Raw genomic sequence first — 25,743 nt, forward strand, 5'->3', positions numbered from 1 at the left:
GTGTTCTCCTGTAGTCTGCCTGTCATGCCGCACTCTCAACGCCCAGGTCGAGCACCGGACGTATCTGTCTTGACTGCGTCAGTGCGGACGTGAATTCACGAGCCCGAGCGGTTCCGGTGTGTCTTGCCAGGACCAGTGAATGAGCCTGTCTGGCCATACGGAGTCGTGCCCCGTCGGACTTTGCCAGAAGGATTTCCGTCACATCATCGGCGCTGCCGGCCGTCTGGATCGCCGAAGTCGGAAAGAAACTGTCGAGGCCGGGCCAGCGGTCGCTGATGATCGGCGTGCCGCACGCTGCGGCCTCGAATAGCCGCACGCTGGGCGACCATCCGGCCGCGATCATCGAGGTGCGTGTCACATTAAGCGTATAGCGCTGCCGGCTGTAGAAACCGGCATGCTCGGCAGGCGGCAGGTGCTCGATCCGCGTGACATTGTCGGGCCAGGCGATATCGTGAGGATATTGCGATCCCGCCACGACGAAGCGCCGATCCGGGAGTCGACGCGCAGGCTCAAGCAGAAGTGCTTCCAGGGTCTGCTGGCGGTCCGGGCTGTAGGTGCCGAGATAGCCCAGATCCCATTCGATCGCATTTCCGCTTCGGTGGTGCCACTCGGGGTCGACGGAGCAGTAGAGCGGCTCCGCCCGGCGTGCCCCGAATTCGAACTTCAGGCGTTCGAGAGTCGGCCCGCCGGTGAAGGAGAAATAGACGTCGAAATAGGGAATCTGCCGGCGGGCCAGATAATCGCAATCGTCTTCGGCAACCCTTGCGAGCGTCACCGGCGTGTCGATGTCATAAAAGCAGAACTGTCCGGTGCACAATGACGCGAGCGCATCGATGATCGCTCTGCCCTCGGGTACGAAGGAACCGACCACCACGACATCGGCCCGCTGAAGCACTCGCTTGTGCTTGCGGCACAGTTCGTCGACCGTGCCGTAATAGCGCAAGCGGCAGAAATCGGGATCGCGCAGGTCGCGGTGACGCGCGTACCAGGGCACGTCGCGCTCGAGGAATGTGACGCGATGGCCGAGCGTGTTGAGCGCTCGCAACAGTCCCCGAAAGGTGGTTGCGTGGCCGTTGCCCCAGGAAGAGGACAACGAAAGACCAAGAAAAACGATATCGAGCGGCTTCGTCATTCCGCGGCCTCCACCGTCCGGCGCTCAAAATCCGCCTTGAAGATGGCGTCAACCAATTCAGCTCTCAGCGTGTAGGTATGTTCGGCAAGAACGCGCCGAAGCGCTGCCGCGCCGATCGTCTTCGCCCGTCGTGGCCTGAGCGTCCGCGTGATCTCGGCGACATCGGCGCCGTCCCGCGCGACCAGAATTTCTTCCCCGGGCGTCAGGAACATCTCTATGCCGGCCCATGCGTCCGTGATGAGGCACGCACCAGCGCCAGCCGCCTCAAAGACCCGTGTGGCGGGCGAAAATCCGTTGTTGGCCATGCTGTCGCGGCTGATGTTCAGCACCGCTTTTGGCGTGACGTTGAAAGCGTTGTGATCTCGGGTGCCGACATGGCCAAGCCAGGAGACATTCGCCGGCAGCTGCTTGTCACCCCAGCCGGATCCGCCGAGCAGGAAGGTTTGGCCGGCCAAGGCACGTGCGGGCTCGAGGAAGAACGACTCGACCCGTGCCTCGCGGTCCGGCAAGCGATTGCCGAGAAAAGCGAGATCGCAGCCAAAACGCGGATTTTCTGCGACGGGATGGTGCGTTTCGGGATCGAGCGCGTTGTAGATCGGCACGCATTCGGCCGCGCCAAATGCTCTGTAGTCCCAGACGACCGGGTCGCCGCCGCCATAGGTGAGCACTAGCCCGATTCTTTTCAGCGCGTCGTGGAGAGGATGGTCGGGATCGTTCCGTAGTTCGCCCAGTGTCGCGGGCGCGTCGACGTCCCAGAACACCGTCAGCGCGTCACTGCGGGCGTGGTCGAGCACCGCGCGCAACAACGCTTCGTCTTCATAGCCGACGCCGCTTGCCTTGACGACGATGTCGGCCTGCGCGGCACGGGACGCGACCTCTATCAGCCCATCCGGCGTTGCCTCGTAGACGACGACGTTGCACCAGTCGGGAGGCTCGATATCACGGTGTTTCTGCCGGTCGAAGGCGTCCGGCTCATAGAAAACGATATCATAACCGCGTCGGGAAAGGGCCTTCAGCAGGCCCCGATAATAGGTGGCGGCGCCATTCCAGTAGGACGACAGCAGACTGGATCCATAAAACGCGATTTTCATGCGGCGACCTCCTTTGTTAATGCGCCCTCGAATGCGCGTTGATTGCCGCATGCGATGAGTATCTCGAACAACTCATCCGCGCGACGCCGGCATGTGTGGCGCGCTAGAATGGTTTCCAACCCGGCTGCTGCCAGCGCCTTTGCGAGCTCGGCATCATGCAGCACATCGCGCAGGTGCTGCCGCATCTCGGCGCCGTCGCGGGCGAACAGGAAATCCTTGCCGGGACGGAACAGTCCTTCAACGTCTGACCAGGGCGCCGAGACAAGAGGGATGCCGCAGGCCAATGCCTCGAACATACGGATCGTGGGAATGCCGGGCAGGTGTTCTCGGTAAGGCCGGCGCGGGATGTGTACTGTGACACGATGCTGCGCGAACGATTTTGGGACGTCGGCATTGGCGATCCAGCCCTCGTAGCGCAAGCCGGCATCGGCGAGTGCGGCCAGTGCTCCCATTGGATAGCGTACGCCGTGAACGGTTCCCGACAGGCCGAGCTCGCGTGCCGGATCGACCAGGAACTGCTGGATTTCGGCACTGCGTTCTTCATCGCCCCAATTGCCGATCCAGACCAGCTCCGATACAGGCTCGATTTCGGGGTGCGGCCTGAACAAACGATCGTCCGCTGCCTCATGCCAAGTGAAGGCCCTTTTGCCCCAACCGGCCCGAAGATAGCTCTCCCGCAATGCCTCGCCAAAAACCAACACGCCGTCGAAATGCTCCAGGTGGAGCGCCGAAATCGACTGCGTCGACGATACTGCGCGGTGGTGTGTGTCGTGGAACAGAAGCGTGAAATTGCCACTATTGAGCTTGGCCCGCCCAACGCGGGCGACGAGGTCTGGATCCGTCCATTCATGGACAATCACCACATCCGCGTCGGCAACCCATGCCTCATGATCGAAAGAAGCGTCATAGGTCACCGGAACGAGCTCGGGGAAATCCTTCCGGAAACGTTCGACGGCGAAGGGACCTTGCTCGCGCAGTAGGTTCGAACGGCTCCACCCGTCAGCGGGCTCGAGCGCGAACACGTGATGCCCGCGCGCGACGAGCGCGCGCATGATCCCGCGCTGGAAATGCGCATTGCCATGGTTCCAGTCGGAAACGACGGAATGGGTATAGAATACGAAATGCATGGTCAGTGCCCCGCAACGGCCGTCGCCGCCCGATCGTAGATTTCGCGCATCGTGGCCGACTGCGCCTGCAACGAATATCTACGCGCACGCCGAGCGGCGCGCCGACCGAGTTGGCGCCGCAAATCCGCGTCGCGGGCGAGGCCGTTGATGCATGCTGCGAGTGCGTGCGGATCACGTGTGTCGAAGAAAATGGCCGCGCCGTCCCAGATCTCGCGATAGGTTGCAATATCGGCAAGCACTAATGGCGTGCCCGAGAGTCCGGCCTCTAAAGCAGCGAGACCGAAAGGCTCATAGATCGACGTTGAGACGAAAATGCTGGCCCTGGCCATAAGCCGACGCGCCTCGGCATGGTCGATCGAGCCGAGCGAGACGCAATGATCGAGACACGCCTTCTCTCCAGCCGCTCCCTCGAGCGGGCCGGCGGCATAGACCCGCCATTCGGTGATCGCAGCCGCGGCATTCAGCACCGCCGCGTTCTTGCCATCGTCCCACCAGCGGGCGGCTGCGAGGACGAACGCCTCGCGGCGCGACACAGGCGGGCCGGGCAGGGCGCCATTGTGGACGACGCTCAAGCGCGCAATCGGCCCGTAGCAGGTCTCGAGCATATCGGCGTGGCTTCGACTAGGCGCGACGACCATCCCGGCCCGATCGAACCCAGCCCTGTTGCGATCCTTCTGCCAAGCCCAGTCGCCCGCCACGACTTGGTCGCGCACCGCATGCAGCCATGTCACGACGCATGAATGCGAGACCGCGACGATAGGGCAGGGCAGATCGAGCTTCGCCGCTTGCGCCGGTGCGTTGAGGTGGACGAGATCGGCGCCATAAGCGGTCGCAAGCGCCTTCAGCTCGCCAGGAAATTGCTCGAGATCGATCTCGTCGCGTGTCATCCAGTCAGGCGGGCTTTCAAGCCAGGTGAGGGTCGCGAAAGATCGCGCCTCCCTGACCTGCTCCGCCGAAGGCTGAGGTCCTAAGCCGGCGAGCATGATGCTGTCGCCGCCGGTCGCAAGCGCGCGCGCCAGATCGAGCGAATAGCGCCAGACCCCACCGACGGCATCGGTGGTCATCAGGATACGTCTCGGGGGATGGGTCAATGATTGCAGCATGAGAACTCCAACTCGGCCAGCGCACGTGGACGCTGGTCCTGGATGTCGCTGAATGCTTGGAACGAGGCGAGGTAGTGCTCATGCGCACGCTCCCAGGCGAAATCGTCGGGTTCGCCCCACAGCTCGCGGTAGCTGGGCGAACTTGGATAAGGATAGAGCGGCACCGGCTCGTTGGCCCAGACGCCGTTGTCGATGAGGTGCTTGCGCCAATAATCCACTAGCGCCGGATCGTCCTCGACCACGCCGATCAGATTGGCCTGGACGAAAGGAACATGACGGCGGGCGTCGACGAGCAGCGCGGCCAACTCCTCGGTGCCGAGCCGGCAGCGCTTGGCCAGCATCTCGCGGCCTTCGACAGTCAGGCTTTCGAGGCCGGCTTCGATCGAGACGCAGCCAGCTTCGCCCAGCAATTCCAGCAGTTCGGGTTTCCACAGATCGATACGCGTCTGGATGCCGAATTGGACATCGCGGTCGATCAATGCCTCAAGCAGCGCTTTCTGCGGCAGGAATATCTCGTCGATAAAATAGACATACCCGACGCCCTGCGCGATCAGCCCGTCGATCTCGGCAACGACGGCGTCATGGTTCCTGCGCCTGTATGCATCGCGAAAATCGATCTTGGCGCAAAAGCTGCAATTATAGGGGCATCCCCGGGACGCCTCCACTTCCGCGCCGGCACCTATCTGGTTCGCGTCGAACCGGTGATGATGGTGCGCATGGGCAGCGATCCAGTCCGACGGCCAATGGAGCGCCGGGTGGTCGACGAAGCGGCTGGCATGCACTCCACCGTTTGAGATCAATTCCTTGCCTTCAAGCCGAGCCGTATGGCACACGGCGCTCCAGTCGCTTTGACGGGCAAGCTCCGCCACGACTTCCTCGCACTCGCCGCGCACGACGATGTCGACGCCAAGCTTGCGCAGGGTAGGGGCTGGCGTCGCCGAGCCATGCGGCCCAACAGCGACGGTGCGACCCCCGCGCCCGGCGAGATGCTTCAGGAAGTCAGCCGGCACCCGCAGCTCTGGCGGCGCGCAGCGCCAGAAGAGATATGTGGGCGCGGTCGTCACCACCGTCATCTGCGGCCCGAAAGCCGCCACCTGCTCGGCAAGCGCGGCATTGTCGAGGTCCTGCAGTTGCCCATCCAGCATCAGCAGGTCGTGCCCGTCCATCTCCAGCAGGGCTTTCGCATAGCCAAGCTCCAGCGGCAGGTGGGGCTGTCGGCAGCCGAAGTAGATGCTGTGCTCGTATGTCCAGTGCGGGTTGATCAGTGCGACTTTCATGCGACGTGTCTCGCGGCTTCGAGGGACGGCTGGAGACGGTGCCGTAGCAGCCAGCCTGCGAGATCGCAGACACCTTCGCGCCACGCGACATGGGCTCGCCAGCCGAGAGCTCTCTCTATCTTGCGGGTATCGGCGACGAAGAAGGGCTGGTCGCCAGTGCGTTGGAGATCGTGCCGGACCACAGTCTCACGGCCGGTCATTGCGGCGATCTCCGACAACAGCGTGCGCAGACTGACAGCGTTGCGCGGTCCGCCGCCGAGGTTGAAGGCTTGTCCCTTGACGTCTGCGATCCTGACCATCACGTTGCGATAAGCGGCAACCGCATCGGACACATGCAGGATGTCGCGCACCTGCTTGCCGTCGCCGTAGACGGTGATGGGACGACCGCTGAGCGCGCTCAGCAGGAAATGCGCGACCCAGCCCTGGTCTTCGGTGCCGAACTGGCGCGGTCCGTAGATGCAGCTCATGCGCAGCACTGCGGTCGGCAGGTCGTAGGACTTGGCGTAGTCAAGGACATATTGGTCCGCCGCGCCCTTCGAGCAGCCGTAGGGCGTGCAGAAATTTAAACCGATCGTCTCGTCCACCCCGTTGGCGCGGATGGCTTCGTCGCTGGGCTCGTAGCGATCGTCCGCTTCCCGCACCGCGATCTGGGGCAAACTGCCATAGACCTTGTTGGTGCTGGCAAAGACTACCGGTACGCTCGCCAGACGTGCCGCTTCGAGCACATTGAACGTGCCCTTGACATTGATGTCGAGATCTTCCGTAGGATCGAGCAGGCTCGTTGTCACAGCGGTCTGCGCAGCCAGATGGAAGATCGCCTTGGCCGGCGCCAACGCCGAAACCAGGTTATTCTGGTCGCGGATGTCGACAGTTTCCACGCTGAGACGGCTGCCGTGTTTTTGCGCCAGCCATTGGAGGTTCTGTTCGACGCCGGGACGGCTGAGATTGTCGATTACCAGCACGGGCTCGCCATCCGACAACAAGCTGTCGGCGAGATTGGAGCCAATGAAGCCGCTGCCGCCGACAATCGCTACAGGTTGATTGCGAAGTTCGCGATGAGGTTGTCTCATGACACCAGCCCTCGCTCTTCAAGCTCGCGCTTCATGTCGGCACCACGGTCGACGGCGACGCTGTTGCGAACCCAGGCTGCGAATTCGCCGAGCGAATTCTCCAGCAGATGGCTGGGTTCGAAGCCGAGCAGCTCGCGCGCCTTGGCGATGTCGGCGAAGCAGTTGCGGATGTCGCCCGCGCGCGACTTGCCGAGGATTTCGGGCGATAGCCTCGGAACGCCCATCGCCTCGGCAAGCAGGCGGGCGACCTCGCTGATCGTGTAGGATCGTCCGCTGCCGATATTGATGGCGTGACCGGCGGCCGGGCGCTGCTCCAAAGCCAGCCGGAAAGCGCGGGCCACGTCGCGCACATGGACGAAGTCGCGCTTTTGCTTGCCGTCCTCGAAGATCATCGGCCGTTTGCCGTTGGCAAGCCGCGAGGCGAAGTTGGCGAGCACGCCGGTGTAAGGATTGGCGAGCGCCTGTCCTGCGCCGAAGACGTTGAACAGGCGCAGCGCTACCGCATCTACATCGTAGGCCTGACCGAAGATCAGCACCGCGCGCTCCTGCGCATATTTTGTCAGCGCGTAGATCGAGGCGAGGTCGGGCCGTTTCTCCTCGTCGGTGGGCACAGGCAATAGCATGTCGCCCGCGGCCGATAGCAGGTCCCACCGGCCAGCCCTGACGTCGATCGGGCTGCGGCGGGCATCGTTCATACGCCGTCCATCCGGTGTCTCGTAGAGGCCTTCGCCGTAAATGCTCATCGACGACGCGACGACAATCCGTTCGACAGGCTTCTTGATCAACGCCTCGAGCAGGGTCGCCGTGCCGAGATCGTTCGTGCCGACGTAGCGGGCGATTTCGTACATGGATTGGCCGACGCCAACCTCGGCAGCGAGGTGGATGACGGCGTCGATGTCCGAAATCGCTGCGGATATTGTGCCTCGATCGCGCACATCGCCCTTTATCAGCTCGGAGTCAGCTGGGATGCTGACGGTTTCGCCGCCGTGCACCTGGTCCAGGAGCACGTCCAGGATACGGACTTCATAGCCATGTTCGACGAGTTCCTGGGCGACATGCCGGCCGATGAAACCGCAGCCCCCCGTAACCAGTACACGTTTCACGAGAACTCCTTGCGGATTTGACGTTGGGCTTCCGAACTGCGGGACCAAAGGTTTGTTCCCTGCTTCAACAAAGTTCCCCCTGCTGTGCCGGATACGGCGAGTTGGATGCTGGGCCGCCATGCTTGGAACATTGCCCTTTGCGTGCTGTTAGAACCGCATCAGTTCCGCAGTGAGAAAGGGAAAGCCATGTCCGAGGCGAAGACGACCACCAATCACGACGAAATCCGTAAATGGGTAGAGGAGAGGAACGGCCATCCCGCCGTAGTTCGCACGAAGGGCGAGGGCGGCATATTGCGCATCGACTTCGGCGAGCCGGAGGAAACACTCGAGCCGATCGAGTGGGAGGAGTTCTTCCGGATATTCGATGAGAACGATCTTGCCTTTCTCCATCAGGACGAGGCCGGCAGCAAAGGAAGCAGCCGCTTCAACAAGTTCGTCGAGCGCAGCCGGAAGAGTTGAGCTCGCGCCGGGATCGCTGCCATTGCTTTGCAAGCGGATCGACGTTGCGGGACCTCACGACCGGCCGTCGGTCGCCCGAAATGGGTCCGGACGCTCAAGGTTCGAGATATTGGCCAGAGGCGGCCGCCGTGGGACGGAACTATTTTGAGCATTCAGCCGTTCCGGGCGGAAAAGCGGAGTGGCCGCCATGGGACTGTTTTCCGATCTGAACAAAAAACTAGCCGAGAACATCTATACCCATGGCAACTACCTGAGCGACCCGGGAGCCGATCTGCCACAGAGAGTCAATGAGACAGTAGATCTCCTTATGCCATTCATCCAGCCGGAAGCGCGCGAGGAGGTGAGGCTGCAAATCCTAGGCATCATCCACGAGCACATCTATGACGAGACCGAGGGAGATCCGGGAGCCGGGGAGTGTGACGACCGGTGACACCCGCTGGCGTATCGGCAGGCCTGATCCGGCGCGACATAGCCACGCCTTCCGTGGATCGCTCGGCGGGCCGTACGAAATCTAGGGCAACAAATAGCGCTGGATGGCGTTCGTCCATCGTCGACACCCTTCGAGGAGGATTCAAGATGACCAAGAGCGCAGGTAAAAATCGAGGTACGCTGGCGGTAGTCGAAGACCACGAGATCGAACATTTCGCGCGCCAGAATGGGGTCACCACCGAACAGGTGAAGCGGCTCATCGCGCAACATGGTAGCGACCGGGTTACGTTGACCCAGGCGACGAAGGCGCTGAAGCAAACCGGTGATCAGGATGCCAGCGGGGCCGACAAAGTGACAAGACAGGCACACAGGCAGGCCACGCCCATGCATCTTGGCAAGACGACCGGGCCCGGCTGAACCCCGCCAGCCTGTGCGACCACCGCGGCAGCGTCGACCGAGCCAATCACTAGCTGATATTTGCCGCAGATGGCTTTGATGCCGGACTCCCAGGCAGGCGCGGTTCGCGCAGCGCGCCGTCTTTGCGCGGGGCGCCAAGTGTTCCGTGTCAAGCAGTTCGCGCGCCACAAGCGCTGTGCGCTCATGCCTGTCGAATCTTCCGGACGGCCACGGTCGTTCCTGCAACTTGGCCGACGGCCTGTTGTTCCGAACGAGCTTTTCGGCGACACCGGTTCCGTACAGAGCATCCGCTATATTCGAACATCCGCCAGCAAAAGCCCTTGTCGGAAGCTCACTGTTTCTTGGTTCCGCAGGAACATCGGTGCCATTTGCCGGTTTTGTAGCGGTGTGATCGTGATCATGCGCAAGTCGTAGTCATTCTCGGCAAGAGCCTGCCAGATCGCTCCGGCGGAGTTTGGGTTCCGGTCGCACCGAAAGACGCGACGGCGTCGGTGAACCACCAGTCAAAGCAACGCACGAACAGCAACAGCGGCACGGAGGAACGCCTCAACACCGGACATGCGGGCAAAGATTTCAACGCCGAACGGACGCTCCGGGCTCGAACAATCGTCGCCGGCTCCTGGAGGCACGGCTGAGCCCATCGGGCAACCGAGTGAGAACTCGCACACAAGCCGGTCGTTGCGTCTGGTGACATTTTTTGCAGGCGGGCTCTTCCTCCTGGCAATCCTTGCGGCCTCCTTTGCAGCGAGCGCCATAGTGCTTCCGCTAGTGCTTGCCGTCGTCCTCAAGTTGCTCCTGCAGCCCGCTGTCAGCTTGCTGGAACGCTTTTTTGTGCCTAGGGTTTTGGGAGCGATTTTGCCGATCGCCCTGGTGGTTGGGATCTTGGTTGGCCTGGTGGCCGCCCTGTCCGAGCCCGCGGCGACATGGGCTCAAAAACTACCCGAAGGCGTGCCAAGATTGGAAGCGCATTTGATGGTGCTGAGCGGCCCGATGCACAAGCTGCAGGGCGCCTTGCAAGTTGCCGAGGAAGTCGCAAACGCGCCTCCGCAAGGGCGCACCATGGTAGCGGTACGCAGCGATCTCGGTCTTGCCGGGACATTGTTCGCCGGCACCAAGGCCGTTCTGGACGGACTGCTCACGACGGTCCTGGTTCTCTACTTTCTCCTGTTGTCCGGCGACACGTTCCTTCGGCGCCTTGTCGAGGTACTGCCGAATTTCGGCGACAAACGACAGGCCGTCGAGATTTTCCAACGGATCGAAAGCGACATATCCATTTATCTGCTGACGATAACGCTCATGAACGCGCTGGTCGGATTGGCCACCGCCGCAGTCATGTATCTGTGCGGAATCGGCGACGTATTGCTGTGGGGCACGACTGCGTTTCTGCTTAATTACGTTCCCTTTCTGGGTCCTCTCCTCGGGGTCGGTATTTTTCTGCTGGTGGGCTTGCTTGGGTTTGACAGTCTGTGGTGGGCGCTTCTTCCGCCGGGGCTGTATTTCCTGATTCATCTCATCGAAGGGGAGACGGTCACGCCCCTCCTTCTGGCGCGCCGCTTTACCTTGAATCCGGTTCTTGTCGTCCTGTCCCTGATATTCTGGTTTTGGATGTGGGGAGCGCCGGGAGCGCTTTTGGCGTTCCCGCTACTGGCCATGCTCAAGATCATTTCCGATCGGCTGTCGTCGCTGAGAGCCGTGGGCCATTTCCTGGAACGATGATGGTCAAGGAAATACAGCGCACGACACCAACTTGGTCCGGCAAGGCGCACGTCGGGCGTGCAGCCAACCAGCGGTGTGGCGCGACATTACACGTATGACTCTATCCCTTGTGGCCGCGCGAATCCTGATCGTTGATCTCACGCAGCAACCGCACGATCGCATCGACAGGCGATGGATCGGCGGCCGGTTGGATCTTCCGTGGCCATAGACGGCGAAGAAGCCTTCTTAAGTTTGGCATCGAAATAGCCTCCTTCAGCTACAAACTTGTGGCGCGCCGGCAATTACCGCAGCAATGCGGCAAGCAATAACGCGACAGCCGCCAGGAACACGAACGCCGCAATCACCAGCACAGGTCCCGTCCTGGCCGGCTGAAGACCGGGCGCATTCTCCGGACGCCGCATTGCGTTAGCGAAGCTGGCCTGGTTGGTGAAATTTGGCTCATGCCGGACGGCGGGGCGGGCCGAATTCGCGGAACTCCCCGCCTCGGCGTCCGTCTCCTGGGGCGCGGCGGCTGGATCGAACCCGGGTGTCTTGTCTTGAGTTGTGCCTGCCTGGATTTCGCCCCGGTCCACGGCAGGTGTTCGCTTGTTCGATGAGGTCATCGGACAACTCCTTCGCAACAAAACATCTGTCGGGCCTTGCTGTTCCAACGGCCCAGCTGTTCCAATGGATCTGCTGGAGGTGAAGAACAACGCTGCCTTTCGGAAACGCATTTTCGGCTATTCCGTCCGCTATTGCGGGTGACGATCGTGAGGGCAGCCGGAACTATTCCAATAGGCGCGCCTTTAATCTCCACTGTTCCACGATGGCGGCCGCGGGCTGCATAGCCAAAGAAAGGGCATGTGATGAATCCCTTACTCCCGCTGGATACATTGGCGGCACCCAGAGGCGACGGGCTGCACCCCAAGCTTGCCCGTCTGCTCAGATCACATCTTATTTTGGGTGCGCCTGGCGTGGTCGTGCTCGGCCAAGCCCAAGGTGACGGCCTCGTCCAAGCCGGCCCCCATCCGGTCGGCAATGTGGATGAAGCGTCGCAAAAGGGAGTGCTTCGCTTCCCCGAGCGGCAAAGCCTCAGGTTCCGGCGTCGGAAGAATTGAACAGGACGTCAGGCGATCTTCGCGACCCACTCGCTCTTCCCGTCGGGAGCAGTCCTCCGCCTCACTTTATGATGGAACCGGCGGGCCGGCGTTTTGTTAGGTCCGCAGGTGGACCCAGAGAGGCGAATATGAAGGCGCCATTGGCATTGATCATGGAAGATGAATATTTGGTCGCTTCGGATGTGGCAGACGGACTGAAGCAAAATGGGTTCCGAGTAGCCTGTGTAGCCTCCGAGCATGCGGCCAAAACCTGGTTGGCCGACAACAGGCCGGATTTGGCCATCATCGACATTCAGTTGCTGGACGGGCAGCGCGGTGTTGCCGCCGCTCGCCGTAAAGCGCTGAATGTGCCCTTCATAGTACACTCAGGTTATGATCCTGCGTTCCAGGCGCCTGTCTTTCACGATGCGCCATATCTGTCGAAGCCGGCTGCTATCCCGGATTTGGTCAAGCTCGCAAACCAGATCATCGAGAAACGCGCCGCACTGTAAAAGACGATACCCCGCCACTGTCTGGCGGCGCAGCCCGATGCACGAATTCCATCTTCCTCCGGAACATTGGAGACGACTGTCAGTTCGACATTGTGCAGGCGCCGTCGATTGGCACCTGCCCAAAGATCGGTGGGCAACCGTGATGGGCCTACGCCTAGGTCCCTTGGACGGGCCTGCCGCTTTGCCCGGTACGAACCAGTCAGACAAGAATGGACGGGAGCTAGTCATGAAACACCAAACGCTCGATCAATTGCACGCGATCGCGGATGTCAAACCGCTCGTGCCACTCAAGACAAAAGCTGAAAAGATAGAGAGGTGGGCAGAACTGCTCGACCGGAATCCATTGCGTTGTCTCACCGCGCTCACCGGCACCGAGTTTCTCTATCCAAGTATGCGGGCAGAGGCGCGGGCGCCAGGATCGCCACTCACAGTCGCCTTCGAGGACCCGCTGCTCAGGACCTCGGGATTGCAGTCCGATACCTATGGAGAGGCCAGGCGCTTCTTTGAACTCTCCGATTGGGAATTGCATGAAATCGTCTGCAGCTGTCATGCTGGCGCAACCATGCAGGCCAGTTGGGCTGCTGGACGAGTCCGCCGGATTATCACCGGCAATCGTATCTTTGCCTGGCTGAGAAGTCGCATCATGCACTGACTGAACGCGGGCTCTGGGTAGCGACTATTGCAGATAGTCGCCGGTGGTGCTCGGAGGGATGTCAATGCAGCAAACTTGATCCGCATGAACGGGCGATCTCGGCCATAATGCCACTCAGCCAATCGGCGGTTGCCTGTCCCGTCGGCTTCGTTTCTACCTCGACGAGGGCTCTCTCCAGCGTGCGTTCGACCAAGCGGTCCGAAGCACTCACGTCGCCAAGCAGCAGCCGGGCCGCAAGCCTCAGCTTGGGCAGAAGCGCAAAAACATCTTCTGAACCGGTTCCCTCCGGCCTGGCTCCTGATCGGTAAGACTGGGGAGTGAACAAAGCGTCGAATATTGTGGTCCTAGTCGCTGATTTGGAAAGGCTGCTGGCATGTCTCAGATGTTCCGGGATGGCTATGTCCCGATAACCGCTGAAGAACACGAACGGGACGTTGCGGCGCATCAGTTCGTCTGCAATCGGGAACACCCGCCGACCCTTGAGGTCTATGTCCAGAATGGCGGCTTCGGCAGCCTGCGTGTGGCGTTCGGCTTGCTCTACCGTTGCCACGGGGCCGAGGATAACAGCACCCATGTCGCCGAAGAATTTTGCAAGATCATCGGCCAACAGCCACTCGTCCTCGACGATCAGTAAGCGAACACCTGTCAAGTCTCGCACAGAGTGATCCCTTTGTTCAGTTCGTAGCAGTCTTGGTGATGCACGCGCCTTTGCATTGCTGCGCCCAATGCAGCCGGCCAAAGCCGGCTTGCACAGCGGAGTTCCGTTGCTCCTATTCCCGAAAGAGAAACTGCTGCTGCAAATCTTGTATCAATGGGGTTTTCCGTGGGCAGGGATCCCAGAGAACCATGCCGTCGGAATATTGTTTGTAGAACGTGGTCAGGAACGAGTCGTTCCAAAGCCGGTTGCGTTTGGACATTAAGATTGTGCCGTTCGGAACCCTTGGCCCGGCGCGCAGTTCGGACCCGCAGGAGTTGGGTACAAATGCCGCTCGCGTGAGGATCCCAGGGAGGCCATAACAGCCAGATCAGTTCAGCGCCGGAGCACGTTGCAATGCTGAACGATCCGATGGTGATGATTCTGATGTACTTCGTCCTGCCTGTCTGGCTGATCGCCGGATTTGCCGACTGGCTCTGCCATCGCGCAACGCATATTGAATCGACGACCGGAGCAAAGGAATCGCTGATCCATCTGTTGATGTTCGCCGAAATCGGCGTGCCCTTGCTCGCGGCGATGTTCCTGGAGGTCAACGCCTTGATCATTGCCGCCATGATGATCGTTTTTGTCATCCACGAGGCAACCGCGATATGGGACGTGCGCTATGCGACGACCGCGCGGACCGTGAGCCCGATCGAACAGCACGTCCACAGTTTCCTTGAGATGATTCCGCTGATGGGGCTTGTCAGCGTGGTTTCGTTGCACTGGGGCCAGTTCCTGGCACTGTTCGGATTTGGGCCTGAGCGCGCGCGCTTTGGCCTCGCCTGGAAGGAGCAGCAACTGCCCGTGGCGTATGTTGCAACTGTGATGACCGTGATTCTGCTGTTTGAATTGCTGCCTTATGTAGAGGAGTTTTTCAGGGGCCTGCGAGCCAACTCCGGCCGAATGGTTCCTCCTAAGGCCCGTCGAAACAAAACAGGTGAGACGGCCAGGCGATGAGCGACCCACAGCGCGTTTGGGGCCTATGTCAGCCGTTCTGATCGATCGCGTGAGGCGCAGGCTGCTGGCCGGGCGGGCGCCTGGAGTCTCGACCCGCCCAAACCCAGACGGCGATCAGTAGAAGGACAATTGCTACGGTTGCAGTCCATGCAAAGGTTCGCGACATCGGAAGTCCTTCCGCTGAGGCTCCTAGCCACCCGGCTTGTTTGTGTTTGGATCCGACGCGGCGCCGACTGTCGGATCAGCAACCGAACCTCGTTCGGCTTCCGAGCCTTCAGATTCGATCTCCTGGATTGCCTGATCCCAGTGCTCCTATTCCCGTCCTCCGGCCGCCCCTCACGTTCCCAGATTTCGTGGGCGCGGCGTCTGATGCGTTCTTCCCTGTCCATGGCTGCTAGCTCCCCGCGCGGCGCCGACGCCTACACGCGCCCAATCCGTAGCCTGATGATTTGTTCCATTGGGACATGAACCGGCCGGCCTGGTCGCGAGTTGAGGAACGCTCTTCCGACTGTCCGGTTATCCAACAGGCCAACGGAGACTAGCCATGAGCGAAGAAAAGAACCGCCGCGAGACCGGCGCCAGGAAATACCCGGCCAACACCGGCCCGGATCCCTCGGACCAGTTCTCACAGGCCGCAGCGAACAACGAGAAGCCTCACGGTCGATTTGGACTCGCCCGAAAACAAGGTGAGGTGGAAGACAAGACGCGCCAGTCCGAGGGTCAGAATCCGCCGGGTCGAACGATACCAAGCTTTGATGCGGAGGAAAACTCCGGAGCCAGCAACCCGATTGCCGAGGGCTCCAGGGAAGCGAAAGCGCCAAAGAGAGATCGCGGACCGGACGCCTCCGCAAAGGATCGAGACGCCGAACGCAGGCCGAGCAAAACGTAGCGCTCCATCATCCGGCGCGCTGACGAGCCACGTCGACGGACGCTTCCCGCAGAACCTCCCGCATCGCTATCGATGCCGCGCCGGCTGAGATGGACAGCGACCATTCGGCGACGCGCAGGACAGGTCGAGCATGTGTGCTTCCTCAACTCTTCAACCAGCCAGAGAGACGGAACCGCGGGCCCGCGGCCACGTCATCCCTCGGCGTCGTCATCCCTCGGCCTCCATCATGGTCTTGGCCGGCTCGCGCGCGACGTTCTGCTCGATTCGTTCGTGCCCTGGAGTCCGCGCCAGCGCGTTGCGGAAATTCTTAGCGTAGTCGGGCGGCATTCTCGGCGGCATCATCGGCTCGTAGGCATCGACGAGCGCCTGGATGACGATCGGCCCATCGGCGGCAAAGGCTTCGTCGAGAACGCGCTCCACCTCGTCGGCCCGCTCGATGCTGAAGCCTTTGCCACCCATAGCTTCGGCGGCCTTGGCAAAATCTATCGGCTGCAATTCGCAGCCGAATTGCGGATTGCCGAGGAACATCATCTGCTCCCAGGCGATCTGGTTCAGCATGTTGTTCTTGATGACCAGCAGCTTCAGTGGAATGCCGTAACGCACGGCCGTCGAGAACTCGCCGAGTTGCATGGCAAACCCGCCATCGCCGACAATCGCCGCGATCGGCCGGCCGGGGAACGCAATGCCGGCAGCGATCGCGTAGCTCAGTCCGCAGGCCATCGAAGCCAGCGCGCCAGAAACGCCGAACGCCTGGCCCTGGCGAAGATCGACATGGCGCGCCGCCATTTCGGTGTTTTGGCCGGAGTCGGTGGCCAATATCGCATTATCGGCCAAGCGTTCGCCAAACGCCCGGGCAACGAGTTGCGGCTTGAGCGGATGGGCCTGGGCGTCTTCCGACTGGCGCATCATCTCTCGCCATTCCCGCATGGAGGTTTGCGCCGCCGCGAGGAATGCGCCGTCGGCCTTGCTTTTGAGGCGCCGGTTGAGCGCCCGAAGCGTCTCCGTCGCCTCGCCGACGAGGCCCGCCTCAACGGGGAAGCGCAAACCGATGCGTTGCGCGTCGCAATCTACCTGAACGCCACGAGCCTGCCCCGGCTTTGGATAATATTCGATGTAGGGGAAGGTCGAGCCGACGATCAGAACGGCGTCGCAAGTCTCCATCGCTTCCTGCGACGGCAAGGTTCCCAAGATACCGATGCCACCAGTGGTGTAGGGATGGTCGTCCGGAAGCACCGCCTTGCCGAGCAGCGCTTTGATGATCGGAGCCTGCAGCAGCTTCGCGGTTTGCTCGAGTTCTGCCGCGGCGCCAAGTGCACCGCGCCCCGCCAGGATCGCCACGCGCTTGGCGCCGTTCAGGATGGCGGCCGCCTTGTCCAATTCCTCATCCTCGGCAACGCAGTGAGGGACAAACATGTCCTGTGGCGTATGCGCGGGACGGTTGCGCTTGGAGCGCTCGGCGGCATCGGACGGCTGCTCCTGGATATCGCTAGCGATCGAAAGATGGGCAACGCCCCTGCGGGCCAGCGCGGTGCGGCAGGCAAGGCTTGCCACGTTCTCCATATGCGCCGCGTCCGAGACCTGCACGTTGTAGACGGCGACGTCGTTGAAGACGCGGGTCAAGTCGACATCCTGCTGGGTGAACGTCTCGATCAGATCGTGGAACTGCATCCCGGTAATCGCCAGCACCGGAGCCTGATCGAGCTTGGCATCGTAGAGCCCTGTGAGAAGGTGGGCGCCGCCTGGTCCCGATGTGGCGAGACACACGCCGAGCCTTCCCGTCCACTTGGCATAGGCGCAGGCCATGAAGGCGGCGGACTCCTCATGACGCACCTGAACAAAGGAAATTTTGTCCTCGTTTTTCCGCAAAGCCTCCATGATGCCGTTGATGCCATCGCCGGGCAGACCGAAGACGACCTCAACGTTCCAGGCAATCAAAGTGTCGATGAGAATTTCCGCTGCATTTGACATGGTGAGGCTCCGCTGAATGCCTTCCGAACCAGCAGCGCTGCGGTTGGTTCCTTCAAATGGCAGAGAGCCCGAACTGCGGGAACAAAGCCGCCGTCAGCAAGGTTGGGCGGGGGTGGAGATCGGAGTGGAATCCATGGAGGTTTCCTTTTGCGATACATCGCTTCTGCGGATCGCCTATCTGAGCGGCGGGCCGGAGGATGGCCCGCCGGTACTGTTTCTTCATGGCTGGCCAGATGACGCAACGACTTTCGCGGACATCGTGCCTTCCGTCCAGGCCGATGGTTTCCGCACCGTCACGCCTTGGCTGCGCGGATTTGGAAAGACCATCTTCCGGTCGAACGAAACAATGCGCTCGGGCGAAATTGCCGCGATGGCGCAGGACACAATTGATTTGGCCGACGCTCTTGGGCTCGGCCGCTTTGCTGTCGTCGGCCACGATTGGGGCGCGCGCATTGCGTACCTGCTCGCTTCAGTTCTCCCCGAGCGCATAACGTGCTGTGCAGCGCTCTCGCTGGGGTGGCAACCCGGTCTGCCGGCGACTCCGCATTTAGAGCAGGCAATGGCTTTCTGGTACCAATGGTTCATGGCAACCAGGCCGGGGGAAGAAGCGGTTCGAGAGCACGGTCGGGCCTTTGCCCGTTTCCTGTGGGATACCTGGAGCCCTGCGGGATGGTTTGACGACGAGAGTTTCAACAGCGTTGCGAAATCCTTCGAAAATCCCGACTGGGTCGATGTGACGCTGCATTCCTACCGCGTACGATGGGACGAGGCGAAACCCGATCCGCGCTATGCCGAACTGGCTCGCAAACAGATTTCTGCAAACACAATCGCAGTGCCGACTTTGACGCTCCACGGCGATGAAGATCGTGTCGTGCTCGCCACTTCCTCGGAAGCCAAGGGGCGCTATTTCAGCGCCAGCTACGATCGCCGGCTTTTGGCCGGCATTGGTCATTTCCCCACTCGGGAGGCACCCGAGCAGGTGCTGGAAGCGATACGGGAATTTCTGGCAGCCTTCGCGCAAGGCAATGCGCCAGCATAGACCCGATCTCCAAGATGGCATGGTCGTTGTCCATATCGAAAGGAAAAGAATGAAAGCTGCAATCCGAAGCCTGCTCGCCGAAATCGTCCCGGCATGGTTCCGGCACAGAGAGGCCAAGACTCCCGATGCCGCACAGGGTCGAGGGTCGGCGAACTCCGTCAAGATGCGACAGCAGGTCCAAGAGCAAACGCCTCCGACGAAGACAGAGCAGCCGACCCCAACTTCGCGAAATGGCGGTGGGGATGATTGATGCAGTCGTTCACCGGAATTGCTGCTGCCAACTGGCGATTCCCGTTTGATCGAGGGAATCCATGCTCAGGAACAAGAAAGCTCAGGTGTGGTTACTCTCTCAAAGGATGGTGAGCGAGCCGGCAGTCACGGAGGCCGATATGAGCGACGCACTGAAAACCACAAACCATGAGGTGATCCGGGCATGGATCGAAGCGCGGGAAGGGCGGCCGGCCGTTGCGGGCACCTCAGGCAAGGGCGCCATCTTGCGCGTGGATTTCGGCGAAGCGGATGAGGAACTGCAACCCGTCGAATGGGAAGAGTTCTTCAGGATAATGGACGCCAATAATTTGGCATTCGTGCATCAGGACATGACGGCGGATGGCGCCACCAGCCGCTTCAACAAATTCGTCGAGCGTGACTAGGGCAATTCCAGGAAAAGTGTGAAGCGGTTTTCCTTCCGGAATTGCGTCAAAACAAAGAGATAGAGCGGTTCGCCGTTTCCGTGAAACGGGTCTGGGTACCCCGCGGGCAGCTCGGAGTGGCCGTGATCACTGATTGCCCGGCATCTTGTTGCTGTCTTGCGGATTCTTGTTTATGCCGGCCGCGGAGATGTGTCCTGGGGCGCGTTTCCGCCCTGGTTCTGCTCGGGCGTCCGCTTCACCGGCGTCGTCGGCCAGCCTTCTTCGACGTAGACGAACGCCCAATAGCACGCCAACAGAATCACCACAGGCAGCATCAGCGGCAACAGCACTCGTCTTACGCCGGCTTCCTCATTCGCTGCGCTAGCGGCCGGCCTTTCCCAGCGGACGCAATAATCATCGGTCGCGGCGCGCGATACCGCGATCGACGTCCTCAGCTCGGGAACCCGCCGTATCAAATCCAGTCCAACCGCCTGCTTCGTATTCGTTCCGCCGCTCGGCGACGTCCACTGATCTGGAATCGCGGAGAATCCCTGCGACCTGCGGAGCAAGATCGTCATCGACGCGAGCGGTGACCAGCGTACCGCCCCGGCGAACGCCTTCGGCATAGACATCGCCGTCGTTCTCCGACACGCCGCCGTCCGTCAAGGCTCCGACGATGCCGCCGGCCGCCCCGCCGACCACTGCGCCGGCGGCCGCGCCAGCAGCGGTCGCCGCCAGCCAACCGGCCGCCACGACCGGGCCGACACCAGGTATCGCCATGGCGCCGAGACCGGTCGCCAAGCCCCCCGCGCCACCCACCACGGCACCTATCCCGGCTCCGCTGGCTGCATCCGCGGCAGCAGGAGAGGAATGCCGGCCGTCAGCATTGTTGGCGACGATGCTGAGATCGGATGTTGGCACTCCCATGGCCTCCAACTCGCCCACGGCATCGGCGGCATCGTCGTAATCGTCGAACAACGCGGCAATGGTTTGCATCGTGATGACTCCTGTTGATAATCACTGTTGGCCGGCAAAGACGTTGCCTGATAATCCAGCGCCACAGAGATGCTCTTTCCGTTCTTCTTCGCCTGACCTCGCCAGACGCCCTGGCTATCCTTGGCGAGTGAAGAGACATCCGCGTAGCCGGCGTCCTGAATGCGGGTTATTGCCTGGGTTTCAGTGAAGCTGTTGGCGCCGGGAACGGGCGCGGGCGGTTTGGGCGTGGAAGCCGACTTGATTGCCGGCATGCCTGCATTGGCCGCCGCGATCTTCTCGATCATGTCCTGATGCATCTTCAGTGTCGGCAAAGTCTCTGCCGCGAATGCCTTCAGACTGGGATTGTCGCCGTCCTTTGCATAGGATTGGAAGAGGTCCACCGCATCGGCGTGCGCGCCGCGCTGCATCTCGACGTAAGGCTGATCAAATCCCTTCGTGGTGTTCTGCAGTCTTTCCAGATCGGTCTTATGGGCTGTGTCGGGCTGAGCGGGCACTTGCAGCTTCTGCTCACCGGCGATCTTTTTGAGTTTCTCATTCGCCGCGCCGTAGTCGGCAATCATCTTCTCGGCAAAATTCTTGACCTGCTGGTCCTTGGCTCTGTCCTGCGCGATCCTGCTTGAATCCACCTCGAACATTCCGCCGATGGCGGCCTTGTTGACAAAGGTCTGCGCGTTGTCGGTGGCAACCGCCGGAAAAGCGAGCGACGCCGCAGCGATGGCCAATGGCGCAAGAGTTGTCCGCATTGCCATAACTCAAGCTCCTTTGCTCGATGGAGGAGAGCCGAACAAATGTCTCTCGGCAATGTTCCAATCGCGGCCGTCGAAGTTGGGATGACACTGCCCCCTTTGGGTTCGTTCAAGGGATCCGTCCGACCCGACTCTCTCTGAACGATTCTTTTCGTTGGCTCCCGCGAGGCCCTTGGCCGCGAACGCCAGCTGTAACCTGGCGTCTGCCGACCTTCCGCTTATTTTGCCGATGCACCAATTCAGCAAGTCGGCGGCGAGGCCGCCGAGCCGCTGCATGGAACAAAATTGGCGACGCCCTGTTCGACATCAGATGTACGAAGCAAACTGATGTACGCATGGTTGGCGGACAAGGCGGCCCTGATGTCGGCTTTTGCCAGTATAGGCATGCTGGTCATTTGGTCTGTTTATCTGCACATCTTCTGGCGAAGCCACCAGCGTCGAGGAACGCCAAAGCTCTTGATCAATTGGGGTGAAGGGCGAGAGTTATCCGCGCGATGCTTCGTCACCAACATGAGCGAAGGAGCAGTCTTCATTCAAAGCGTCATCGTCGATCTGGAAACGCCGCCCAGCCACCATCGTGTATTCATCTCCGATGCCGAAGATCTTAGGAACTCCAGGACGCCGTCTGGCTGGAAGCACATGACGCGCCAGGGCCCAGTCGGTCCTGGAAAACTCGTCGACATGGGAAGCTTCGAAGGCATTCTGGCGTACGCGCTCCATGAAAAGGCGGGGGATAAAAGCACGGGCGAGAAGAATCTCGAGGAATCGAGTTTGGGTCGCAAGATTCACCAGTTCGAAATCACGATCATTGGAATGTACGGTTCGGAAGATACGTTGATAGGTGCGTCCCGCCGGTTTGAGATCGTCCGCGCCCGCGGCAAGGCGTGCTTACGATCCGCGACCGTAGAGACACGCCAAATAGTCTCGGCTCGAGAGCGCAAACAGCTGGCCAAGGAACTTGCGGAGCAACTGTGACGTGGCGCGAATGGCAAGTCCCGCCAGCAGCGCATCACGTTTATTCAAAGCCTCACCTGATCACAGTGGGCCGACGCAACTCTGAGGTTTTGGCCTGCAATGCTCCGTTCGGGGGGAACAGTCTCCCCTGTTGCGGGTTAGCAGAGATACAGCTCTCAGCGGAGAGATACAGCAATCGGTCTGCGCCGATCGCGTATCGCCACCCTATGTGCTGCAAATGGGCCACGCGCCCAACTTGGCATAATGGCCAAGGATCAGATCTGGAACTGTTTTTGAACACCGCGAAGGAGAACGCCATGTCTAATTCTCGCAGCGGTGCGCCAGGCACCGTCGACCAGAAGCCACGTTGGGAAGGCCCGCAGGAAAATCGACCTCCCGGCTATCTCCCGGCGGAGGACAACCCGAAAGAAGATCGCGATGCCGCCGGCGAGAATCTGAAGGACCCCGAAAAGAGCGATCTTGGTGATGCCATGAAAACGAAACGGGGCAAACACCAGCCGACTGCGCCAGACAAATCCGAATAGACCTATAGGGTTCCACGCGGACTCTCGGCACTGCTCGTACTAAAGGAACGTTTCTACCCTCTCGGTTGGCTCAAGAACAGCAACGTGGTTGCTGGAGAACGACCTTCAATAGGAAGCCAAAGCCATGTTCGGCACCGATTATGGCTGTTCGTTGTCGCCGGCGGTCCGCTGATCCTCCCTTGCGATCATCTACCCCTTCACAAGCCGCCGCAGAAGCCCGGCTGAACGGCGCGAGAGCGACCGAGCGATCGAGCGCCTGTGCCGCGAGCGAAAGGACTAGCGCGCGATTGCACCAGGCCAGTGTTTCCGCGCAATTTCCCAAATCGATTGGCAAAGATCGCTCTCGCGGAAATCAGTTCTGCGAGAAAAACCAAACTCGCAGATCGGGCCTGGAGTGTAGTGCCTCAGCGTCATTCGGGCATCACCACGCGCACCGGCACCGACTTTGCCGCCGGTACATGTGCCTTTTCGGCCCGGTGCCATAGCGGAATGAGCGGATTGAGCTCGGGGTAATAGCCGGCGCAATCGCCGCGCGGAATTGGATAGGGAGTGACGCGCAGTCCGCGCACACGGCGCTTGACACTGTCGCCCGCGGCGGATTCCAGATCGATCTCCTGTCCGTCGCTAAGGCCCATCCGTCGGATATCGTCTTCGTTCATCATGAGCACCATGCGTGTTCCGTCGATGCCGCGCAGCCGGTCGCGATAGCCGTAAATCGTCGTGTTGAACTGATCGTTGGAACGGACGGTGATCAGCGTCAGCACGTCCGATCGCGACGCGTCGATATCGGGATCCGTCTCCAGCATTGTCGGCGGCTTGAAGTTGGCCCTCTTGTTGGGTGTCTGCCACACTCGCTTCGAGGCCTTTATGTCGCGGTGAAATCCGCCCGGCGCCAGGAAGCGTTTGTTGAAGTCCCTGAAGTGATCGGGGTAGCAACGTTCGATCTCGTCCCTCACGCGCGAATAGTCAGCCACCCACTCATCCCATGGTATCGAGCTCTTTGCCGCCACCGTCGCCTTGGCGAGCTCGGCGACGATGCGGGGCTCGGAGAGCAGGTTGGGTCCGACCGGCGGTCGGGAGCCGAAGGAGCCATGGATGCAGGCAGTGGAATCCTCCACGGAGACGTGTTGCTCACCGCTCCTTTGCACGTCCTTTTCGATCCGCGAGAGACACGGCAGTAAATAGGTGACGGCTCCCGGTATCAGGTGGCTGCGGTTGAGTTTCGTTGCGATCTGGACATGTAACCTCAAATGCCGCCACGCTTCCTCGACCAGCCCTGTTTCGGGAACGGCGCGCACGAAGTTTCCACCCAGTCCGATGAAGGCCTTCACCGACCCGTCGATCACGCCTTCGCATGTTTCGACGGTGTCGCGTCCTTTCTCGCGCGGCGGCTCGAACTTGTAGAATTCGGCGAACTTGTCGAGCGGGACCAATTCAGGCTTCTCCGAGATGCCGACGGTTCGCTGGCCCTGAACGTTGGAGTGACCGCGAAGCGGCGACACGCCGGCGCCTTTCTTGCCGACATTGCCGCGCATCAGGAGCAGGTTGCAGAGCATATGGACGTTCTCGGTCCCGTGCCGGTGCTGCGTTAGCCCCATGCCGTAATTGCCAATGACCGCCGAGGCCTTGCTGTAGATGTCGGCTACATGTTCGAGATCCGCGCGCGCAATGCCGGACCGGGCTTCGATCCTTTGCCACGGTGTGCGGCGCAGATAGGCCTCGAACTCCTCGAAGCCATGCGTGTGTTCTTCGATGAAGGCGATATCGAGGACGCGCGGGGCACCGGTCTGTTTCGCGGCGTCATCAAGAGCCAGCACTGCTTTCGCAATGCCGGTCATCGCCGCAATGTCGCCGCCACCGCGAATCTGGTAGAAGTCGCTGGACATCCTGGTGCCCGGACCGGGCGAAAGCATCTCGACGGGATTCTGCGGATTTTTGAAGCGCTTCAGGCCCCGTTCCGGCAGCGGGTTGAAGGTGATGACAGGGATCCCGCGCTGGCGCGCTTCCTCGATCGGATGCAGCAGTCGCGGCGCGGTGACGCCGGTGTTGTGGCCGAAGAAGAACATCAGGTCGCAACGGCTGAAGTCCTCCAACTGGACCGTGCCGACCGGTGAGCCGATCGACTCGGGCAATCCAACCGAGGTCGACTCGTGACACATGTTGGACGAGTCCGGCAGATTGCCCGAGCCATAGATGCGCGCGAATAGCTGGTACATGAACGAGGCTTCGAGCGAGGCGCGGCCCGAGGTGTAGAAGACGACGGATTTAGGATCGAGCCTGTTGAGTTCCGCGCCGATGTCGCGGAACGCCGTCTCCCACGCTATTGGCTCATATTTGTCGGTGACCTCGTTGTAACGCATCGGCTCAAGCAGCCGGCCCCTGTTTTTCGAGATCGTGATCAGGCCAGTCGAGCAGTTCGTTGATAGGATGCGCGGCGAAGAAGGCCGGGCCGCAGCAGCGTTTCGTCTGGTCCCACATCGTGGCCTTGGCGCCGTTCTCGCAAAATTCGAACGGCCGCGGCTCGGCGGGCTTCGCCCAGGAACAAGAGACACACATGTAGCCATCGGCTTTGTTCTGCTTGAGCAGCGTGCTCCAGATGCCTGACATCAGCAGACCTTCACCGCGCGCCTTGCGGATCAGTGACTTCAGAGATCCCCATCCGCCGGTCGGATGGTTGTACTTGTAGATTTCAACATGGTCGGTGGTGGAAGGGCTCATGGTGGAGCTCTGCTTGCTATTACTTTGATCTTCAACCCGTCCGGGTCCAACATGTTCCGGTGCCGGCGAACCCATCAGCCGCATTCAGGTCGCGCGCGATGACCTGCCAACAGGCGCCAAGATGCCTGGATAGTCACGGCTGGGCGGGCGCCATCAGCTATACCTCGTCGAAGCGGCTGCCTTCCTTGGACGGATCGCGCGACAGCACGCGTTCCTCCTCGTCGTCGGGCAGGGCCTCGTCGCTCTCCTGATCGGGGTTGTCGTCGTCCTCCTCGGGCAGGGCCCCCTCGGTCTCCCGCAGATCCGGGCCGTTCTCGGTGACCACGCTGTCGGGAAGCACCTTGTTGCCTTCGAAGGAATCCCAATCCTGCTGTTCGATGGTCGGCGCTTCGGTTTCTTCCTGCTTTTGGGATCGCTGCCTGTTGCGGGGGGCCATGT

26 protein-coding genes and 1 pseudogene are annotated in these 25,743 nt (G+C 61.0%); 12 read left to right on the forward strand and 15 right to left on the reverse strand.

What is annotated here, in order from left to right; translation table 11 throughout:
• Positions 1 to 22: 22 nt before the first annotated feature.
• From AC0L2L_RS20990 to AC0L2L_RS21020, 7 genes are read right to left on the reverse strand one after another with little or no spacing between them, the layout of a single operon-like run.
• Entirely contained in the window at positions 23 to 1,132 is a 1,110-nt protein-coding gene (locus tag AC0L2L_RS20990) for a CgeB family protein (RefSeq protein WP_473580817.1), read from the reverse strand.
• A complete protein-coding gene (locus AC0L2L_RS20995) occupies positions 1,129 to 2,223 on the reverse strand; it encodes a CgeB family protein (RefSeq protein WP_473581018.1) in 1,095 nt (364 codons plus the stop codon). The genes AC0L2L_RS20990 and AC0L2L_RS20995 overlap by 4 nt, the downstream gene beginning before the upstream one ends.
• On the reverse strand, positions 2,220 to 3,350 hold the full coding sequence (locus AC0L2L_RS21000; protein WP_027168563.1) for a CgeB family protein: 1,131 nt from the start codon (positions 3,348 to 3,350) through the stop codon (positions 2,220 to 2,222). Before AC0L2L_RS21000 ends, AC0L2L_RS20995 begins: the two co-directional genes overlap by 4 nt.
• 2 nt (positions 3,351 to 3,352) lie before the next feature.
• Positions 3,353 to 4,414 (reverse strand): glycosyltransferase family 4 protein, encoded by a 1,062-nt coding sequence (locus AC0L2L_RS21005; protein WP_473580819.1) that lies wholly within the window; start codon positions 4,412 to 4,414, stop codon positions 3,353 to 3,355.
• Between the two features lie 23 nt (positions 4,415 to 4,437).
• Positions 4,438 to 5,730, reverse strand: coding sequence for a TIGR04295 family B12-binding domain-containing radical SAM protein (locus AC0L2L_RS21010; protein ID WP_473580821.1), 1,293 nt, complete (start codon positions 5,728 to 5,730; stop codon positions 4,438 to 4,440).
• The gene (locus AC0L2L_RS21015; protein ID WP_036259371.1) at positions 5,727 to 6,800 is read right to left on the reverse strand and encodes an NAD-dependent epimerase/dehydratase family protein; all 1,074 of its coding nucleotides are present in this window, start codon (positions 6,798 to 6,800) and stop codon (positions 5,727 to 5,729) included. Before AC0L2L_RS21015 ends, AC0L2L_RS21010 begins: the two co-directional genes overlap by 4 nt.
• Positions 6,797 to 7,903 (reverse strand): NAD-dependent epimerase/dehydratase family protein, encoded by a 1,107-nt coding sequence (locus AC0L2L_RS21020; protein ID WP_027168560.1) that lies wholly within the window; start codon positions 7,901 to 7,903, stop codon positions 6,797 to 6,799. Before AC0L2L_RS21020 ends, AC0L2L_RS21015 begins: the two co-directional genes overlap by 4 nt.
• 186 nt (positions 7,904 to 8,089) lie before the next feature.
• Here AC0L2L_RS21020 and AC0L2L_RS21025 point away from each other — a divergent pair, with 186 nt between their 5' ends.
• The 4 genes from AC0L2L_RS21025 (at position 8,090) to AC0L2L_RS21040 (ending at position 10,924) form a co-directional block, all read left to right on the forward strand.
• A complete protein-coding gene (locus tag AC0L2L_RS21025) occupies positions 8,090 to 8,362 on the forward strand; it encodes a hypothetical protein (RefSeq protein ID WP_027168559.1) in 273 nt (90 codons plus the stop codon).
• A 187-nt stretch (positions 8,363 to 8,549) separates the two neighbouring features.
• Positions 8,550 to 8,792 carry a hypothetical protein gene (locus tag AC0L2L_RS21030; RefSeq protein WP_027168558.1) on the forward strand — a complete coding sequence of 81 codons (243 nt, stop codon included), beginning with the start codon at positions 8,550 to 8,552 and terminating at the stop codon, positions 8,790 to 8,792.
• 146 nt (positions 8,793 to 8,938) lie between these two features.
• Positions 8,939 to 9,208: a DUF3606 domain-containing protein gene (locus AC0L2L_RS21035; protein ID WP_473580824.1), complete on the forward strand. Its 270-nt coding sequence runs from the start codon at positions 8,939 to 8,941 to the stop codon at positions 9,206 to 9,208.
• Between the two features lie 678 nt (positions 9,209 to 9,886).
• Complete coding sequence (locus AC0L2L_RS21040) at positions 9,887 to 10,924, forward strand: AI-2E family transporter (protein WP_473580826.1); 1,038 nt, start codon at positions 9,887 to 9,889, stop codon at positions 10,922 to 10,924.
• A 281-nt stretch (positions 10,925 to 11,205) separates the two neighbouring features.
• Here AC0L2L_RS21040 and AC0L2L_RS21045 read toward each other — a convergent pair whose 3' ends face one another.
• On the reverse strand, positions 11,206 to 11,526 hold the full coding sequence (locus tag AC0L2L_RS21045; RefSeq protein ID WP_473580828.1) for a hypothetical protein: 321 nt from the start codon (positions 11,524 to 11,526) through the stop codon (positions 11,206 to 11,208).
• Positions 11,527 to 12,149: 623 nt separating this feature from the next.
• On the opposite strand from AC0L2L_RS21045, the gene AC0L2L_RS21050 reads away from it, so the two are divergent.
• Positions 12,150 to 12,512: a response regulator gene (locus AC0L2L_RS21050; protein ID WP_473580830.1), complete on the forward strand. Its 363-nt coding sequence runs from the start codon at positions 12,150 to 12,152 to the stop codon at positions 12,510 to 12,512.
• Between the two features lie 226 nt (positions 12,513 to 12,738).
• Complete coding sequence (locus AC0L2L_RS21055) at positions 12,739 to 13,164, forward strand: hypothetical protein (protein WP_473580832.1); 426 nt, start codon at positions 12,739 to 12,741, stop codon at positions 13,162 to 13,164.
• 61 nt (positions 13,165 to 13,225) lie between these two features.
• Here the strand turns inward: AC0L2L_RS21055 and AC0L2L_RS21060 are convergent, their stop codons facing one another.
• Positions 13,226 to 13,771: a response regulator gene (locus AC0L2L_RS21060; protein WP_473580834.1), complete on the reverse strand. Its 546-nt coding sequence runs from the start codon at positions 13,769 to 13,771 to the stop codon at positions 13,226 to 13,228.
• 444 nt (positions 13,772 to 14,215) lie between these two features.
• On the opposite strand from AC0L2L_RS21060, the gene AC0L2L_RS21065 reads away from it, so the two are divergent.
• Positions 14,216 to 14,818: a diguanylate cyclase gene (locus AC0L2L_RS21065; RefSeq protein WP_473580835.1), complete on the forward strand. Its 603-nt coding sequence runs from the start codon at positions 14,216 to 14,218 to the stop codon at positions 14,816 to 14,818.
• Between the two features lie 23 nt (positions 14,819 to 14,841).
• Here the strand turns inward: AC0L2L_RS21065 and AC0L2L_RS21070 are convergent, their stop codons facing one another.
• Positions 14,842 to 15,207 carry a DUF2934 domain-containing protein gene (locus tag AC0L2L_RS21070; RefSeq protein WP_473580837.1) on the reverse strand — a complete coding sequence of 122 codons (366 nt, stop codon included), beginning with the start codon at positions 15,205 to 15,207 and terminating at the stop codon, positions 14,842 to 14,844.
• A gap of 155 nt (positions 15,208 to 15,362) precedes the next feature.
• On the opposite strand from AC0L2L_RS21070, the gene AC0L2L_RS21075 reads away from it, so the two are divergent.
• Positions 15,363 to 15,707 (forward strand): hypothetical protein, encoded by a 345-nt coding sequence (locus AC0L2L_RS21075; protein ID WP_473580839.1) that lies wholly within the window; start codon positions 15,363 to 15,365, stop codon positions 15,705 to 15,707.
• Positions 15,708 to 15,914: 207 nt separating this feature from the next.
• Here the strand turns inward: AC0L2L_RS21075 and AC0L2L_RS21080 are convergent, their stop codons facing one another.
• On the reverse strand, positions 15,915 to 17,675 hold the full coding sequence (locus AC0L2L_RS21080; protein ID WP_473580840.1) for a thiamine pyrophosphate-dependent enzyme: 1,761 nt from the start codon (positions 17,673 to 17,675) through the stop codon (positions 15,915 to 15,917).
• A 16-nt stretch (positions 17,676 to 17,691) separates the two neighbouring features.
• Here AC0L2L_RS21080 and AC0L2L_RS21085 point away from each other — a divergent pair, with 16 nt between their 5' ends.
• Positions 17,692 to 18,714 (forward strand): alpha/beta fold hydrolase, encoded by a 1,023-nt coding sequence (locus AC0L2L_RS21085; protein ID WP_473580842.1) that lies wholly within the window; start codon positions 17,692 to 17,694, stop codon positions 18,712 to 18,714.
• Between the two features lie 389 nt (positions 18,715 to 19,103).
• Complete coding sequence (locus AC0L2L_RS21090; RefSeq protein ID WP_473580844.1) at positions 19,104 to 19,367, forward strand: hypothetical protein; 264 nt, start codon at positions 19,104 to 19,106, stop codon at positions 19,365 to 19,367.
• Between the two features lie 393 nt (positions 19,368 to 19,760).
• On the opposite strand, the gene AC0L2L_RS21095 is transcribed toward AC0L2L_RS21090, so the two are convergent.
• Both AC0L2L_RS21095 and AC0L2L_RS21100 read right to left on the reverse strand, forming a co-directional pair.
• Positions 19,761 to 20,291, reverse strand: coding sequence for a hypothetical protein (locus AC0L2L_RS21095; RefSeq protein WP_473581020.1), 531 nt, complete (start codon positions 20,289 to 20,291; stop codon positions 19,761 to 19,763).
• Positions 20,174 to 21,091, reverse strand: a complete 918-nt coding sequence (locus AC0L2L_RS21100) for a DUF4142 domain-containing protein (protein ID WP_473580845.1) — start codon at positions 21,089 to 21,091, stop codon at positions 20,174 to 20,176. The genes AC0L2L_RS21095 and AC0L2L_RS21100 overlap by 118 nt, the downstream gene beginning before the upstream one ends.
• A gap of 324 nt (positions 21,092 to 21,415) precedes the next feature.
• On the opposite strand from AC0L2L_RS21100, the gene AC0L2L_RS21105 reads away from it, so the two are divergent.
• Together AC0L2L_RS21105 and AC0L2L_RS21110 are read left to right on the forward strand one after the other, a co-directional pair.
• A complete protein-coding gene (locus tag AC0L2L_RS21105; protein WP_473580846.1) occupies positions 21,416 to 22,063 on the forward strand; it encodes a hypothetical protein in 648 nt (215 codons plus the stop codon).
• A 296-nt stretch (positions 22,064 to 22,359) separates the two neighbouring features.
• Positions 22,360 to 22,587, forward strand: a complete 228-nt coding sequence (locus AC0L2L_RS21110; protein WP_473581021.1) for a hypothetical protein — start codon at positions 22,360 to 22,362, stop codon at positions 22,585 to 22,587.
• A 410-nt stretch (positions 22,588 to 22,997) separates the two neighbouring features.
• Here AC0L2L_RS21110 and AC0L2L_RS21115 read toward each other — a convergent pair.
• Both AC0L2L_RS21115 and AC0L2L_RS21120 read right to left on the reverse strand, forming a co-directional pair.
• A pseudogene (locus tag AC0L2L_RS21115) lies at positions 22,998 to 25,305 on the reverse strand (FdhF/YdeP family oxidoreductase).
• A 157-nt stretch (positions 25,306 to 25,462) separates the two neighbouring features.
• A complete protein-coding gene (locus tag AC0L2L_RS21120) occupies positions 25,463 to 25,741 on the reverse strand; it encodes a hypothetical protein (RefSeq protein ID WP_027168543.1) in 279 nt (92 codons plus the stop codon).
• Between the last annotated feature and the right edge of the window lie 2 nt (positions 25,742 to 25,743).

It is taken from the genome of Mesorhizobium sp. WSM4832, assembly GCF_055811115.1.

Excerpts from the sequence above, each read along its gene's own strand:
- AC0L2L_RS21055 (WP_473580832.1), top strand. The coding sequence starts at position 12,739 with ATGAAACACCAAACGCTCGATCAATTGCACGCGATCGCGGATGTCAAA.
- AC0L2L_RS21025 (WP_027168559.1), top strand. The coding sequence starts at position 8,090 with ATGTCCGAGGCGAAGACGACCACCAATCACGACGAAATCCGTAAATGG.
- AC0L2L_RS21100 (WP_473580845.1), bottom strand. The coding sequence starts at position 21,091 with ATGGCAATGCGGACAACTCTTGCGCCATTGGCCATCGCTGCGGCGTCG.
- AC0L2L_RS21085 (WP_473580842.1), top strand. The coding sequence starts at position 17,692 with ATGCCTTCCGAACCAGCAGCGCTGCGGTTGGTTCCTTCAAATGGCAGA.
- AC0L2L_RS21015 (WP_036259371.1), bottom strand. The coding sequence starts at position 6,800 with ATGAGACAACCTCATCGCGAACTTCGCAATCAACCTGTAGCGATTGTC.
- AC0L2L_RS20990 (WP_473580817.1), bottom strand. The coding sequence starts at position 1,132 with ATGACGAAGCCGCTCGATATCGTTTTTCTTGGTCTTTCGTTGTCCTCT.
- AC0L2L_RS21030 (WP_027168558.1), top strand. The coding sequence starts at position 8,550 with ATGGGACTGTTTTCCGATCTGAACAAAAAACTAGCCGAGAACATCTAT.
- AC0L2L_RS21105 (WP_473580846.1), top strand. The coding sequence starts at position 21,416 with ATGTACGCATGGTTGGCGGACAAGGCGGCCCTGATGTCGGCTTTTGCC.
- AC0L2L_RS21045 (WP_473580828.1), bottom strand. The coding sequence starts at position 11,526 with ATGACCTCATCGAACAAGCGAACACCTGCCGTGGACCGGGGCGAAATC.
- AC0L2L_RS20995 (WP_473581018.1), bottom strand. The coding sequence starts at position 2,223 with ATGAAAATCGCGTTTTATGGATCCAGTCTGCTGTCGTCCTACTGGAAT.
- AC0L2L_RS21010 (WP_473580821.1), bottom strand. The coding sequence starts at position 5,730 with ATGAAAGTCGCACTGATCAACCCGCACTGGACATACGAGCACAGCATC.
- AC0L2L_RS21035 (WP_473580824.1), top strand. The coding sequence starts at position 8,939 with ATGACCAAGAGCGCAGGTAAAAATCGAGGTACGCTGGCGGTAGTCGAA.
- AC0L2L_RS21050 (WP_473580830.1), top strand. The coding sequence starts at position 12,150 with ATGAAGGCGCCATTGGCATTGATCATGGAAGATGAATATTTGGTCGCT.
- AC0L2L_RS21070 (WP_473580837.1), bottom strand. The coding sequence starts at position 15,207 with ATGGACAGGGAAGAACGCATCAGACGCCGCGCCCACGAAATCTGGGAA.
- AC0L2L_RS21090 (WP_473580844.1), top strand. The coding sequence starts at position 19,104 with ATGAGCGACGCACTGAAAACCACAAACCATGAGGTGATCCGGGCATGG.
- AC0L2L_RS21075 (WP_473580839.1), top strand. The coding sequence starts at position 15,363 with ATGAGCGAAGAAAAGAACCGCCGCGAGACCGGCGCCAGGAAATACCCG.
- AC0L2L_RS21120 (WP_027168543.1), bottom strand. The coding sequence starts at position 25,741 with ATGGCCCCCCGCAACAGGCAGCGATCCCAAAAGCAGGAAGAAACCGAA.
- AC0L2L_RS21005 (WP_473580819.1), bottom strand. The coding sequence starts at position 4,414 with ATGACCACCGATGCCGTCGGTGGGGTCTGGCGCTATTCGCTCGATCTG.
- AC0L2L_RS21080 (WP_473580840.1), bottom strand. The coding sequence starts at position 17,675 with ATGTCAAATGCAGCGGAAATTCTCATCGACACTTTGATTGCCTGGAAC.
- AC0L2L_RS21000 (WP_027168563.1), bottom strand. The coding sequence starts at position 3,350 with ATGCATTTCGTATTCTATACCCATTCCGTCGTTTCCGACTGGAACCAT.
- AC0L2L_RS21110 (WP_473581021.1), top strand. The coding sequence starts at position 22,360 with ATGTCTAATTCTCGCAGCGGTGCGCCAGGCACCGTCGACCAGAAGCCA.
- AC0L2L_RS21065 (WP_473580835.1), top strand. The coding sequence starts at position 14,216 with ATGCTGAACGATCCGATGGTGATGATTCTGATGTACTTCGTCCTGCCT.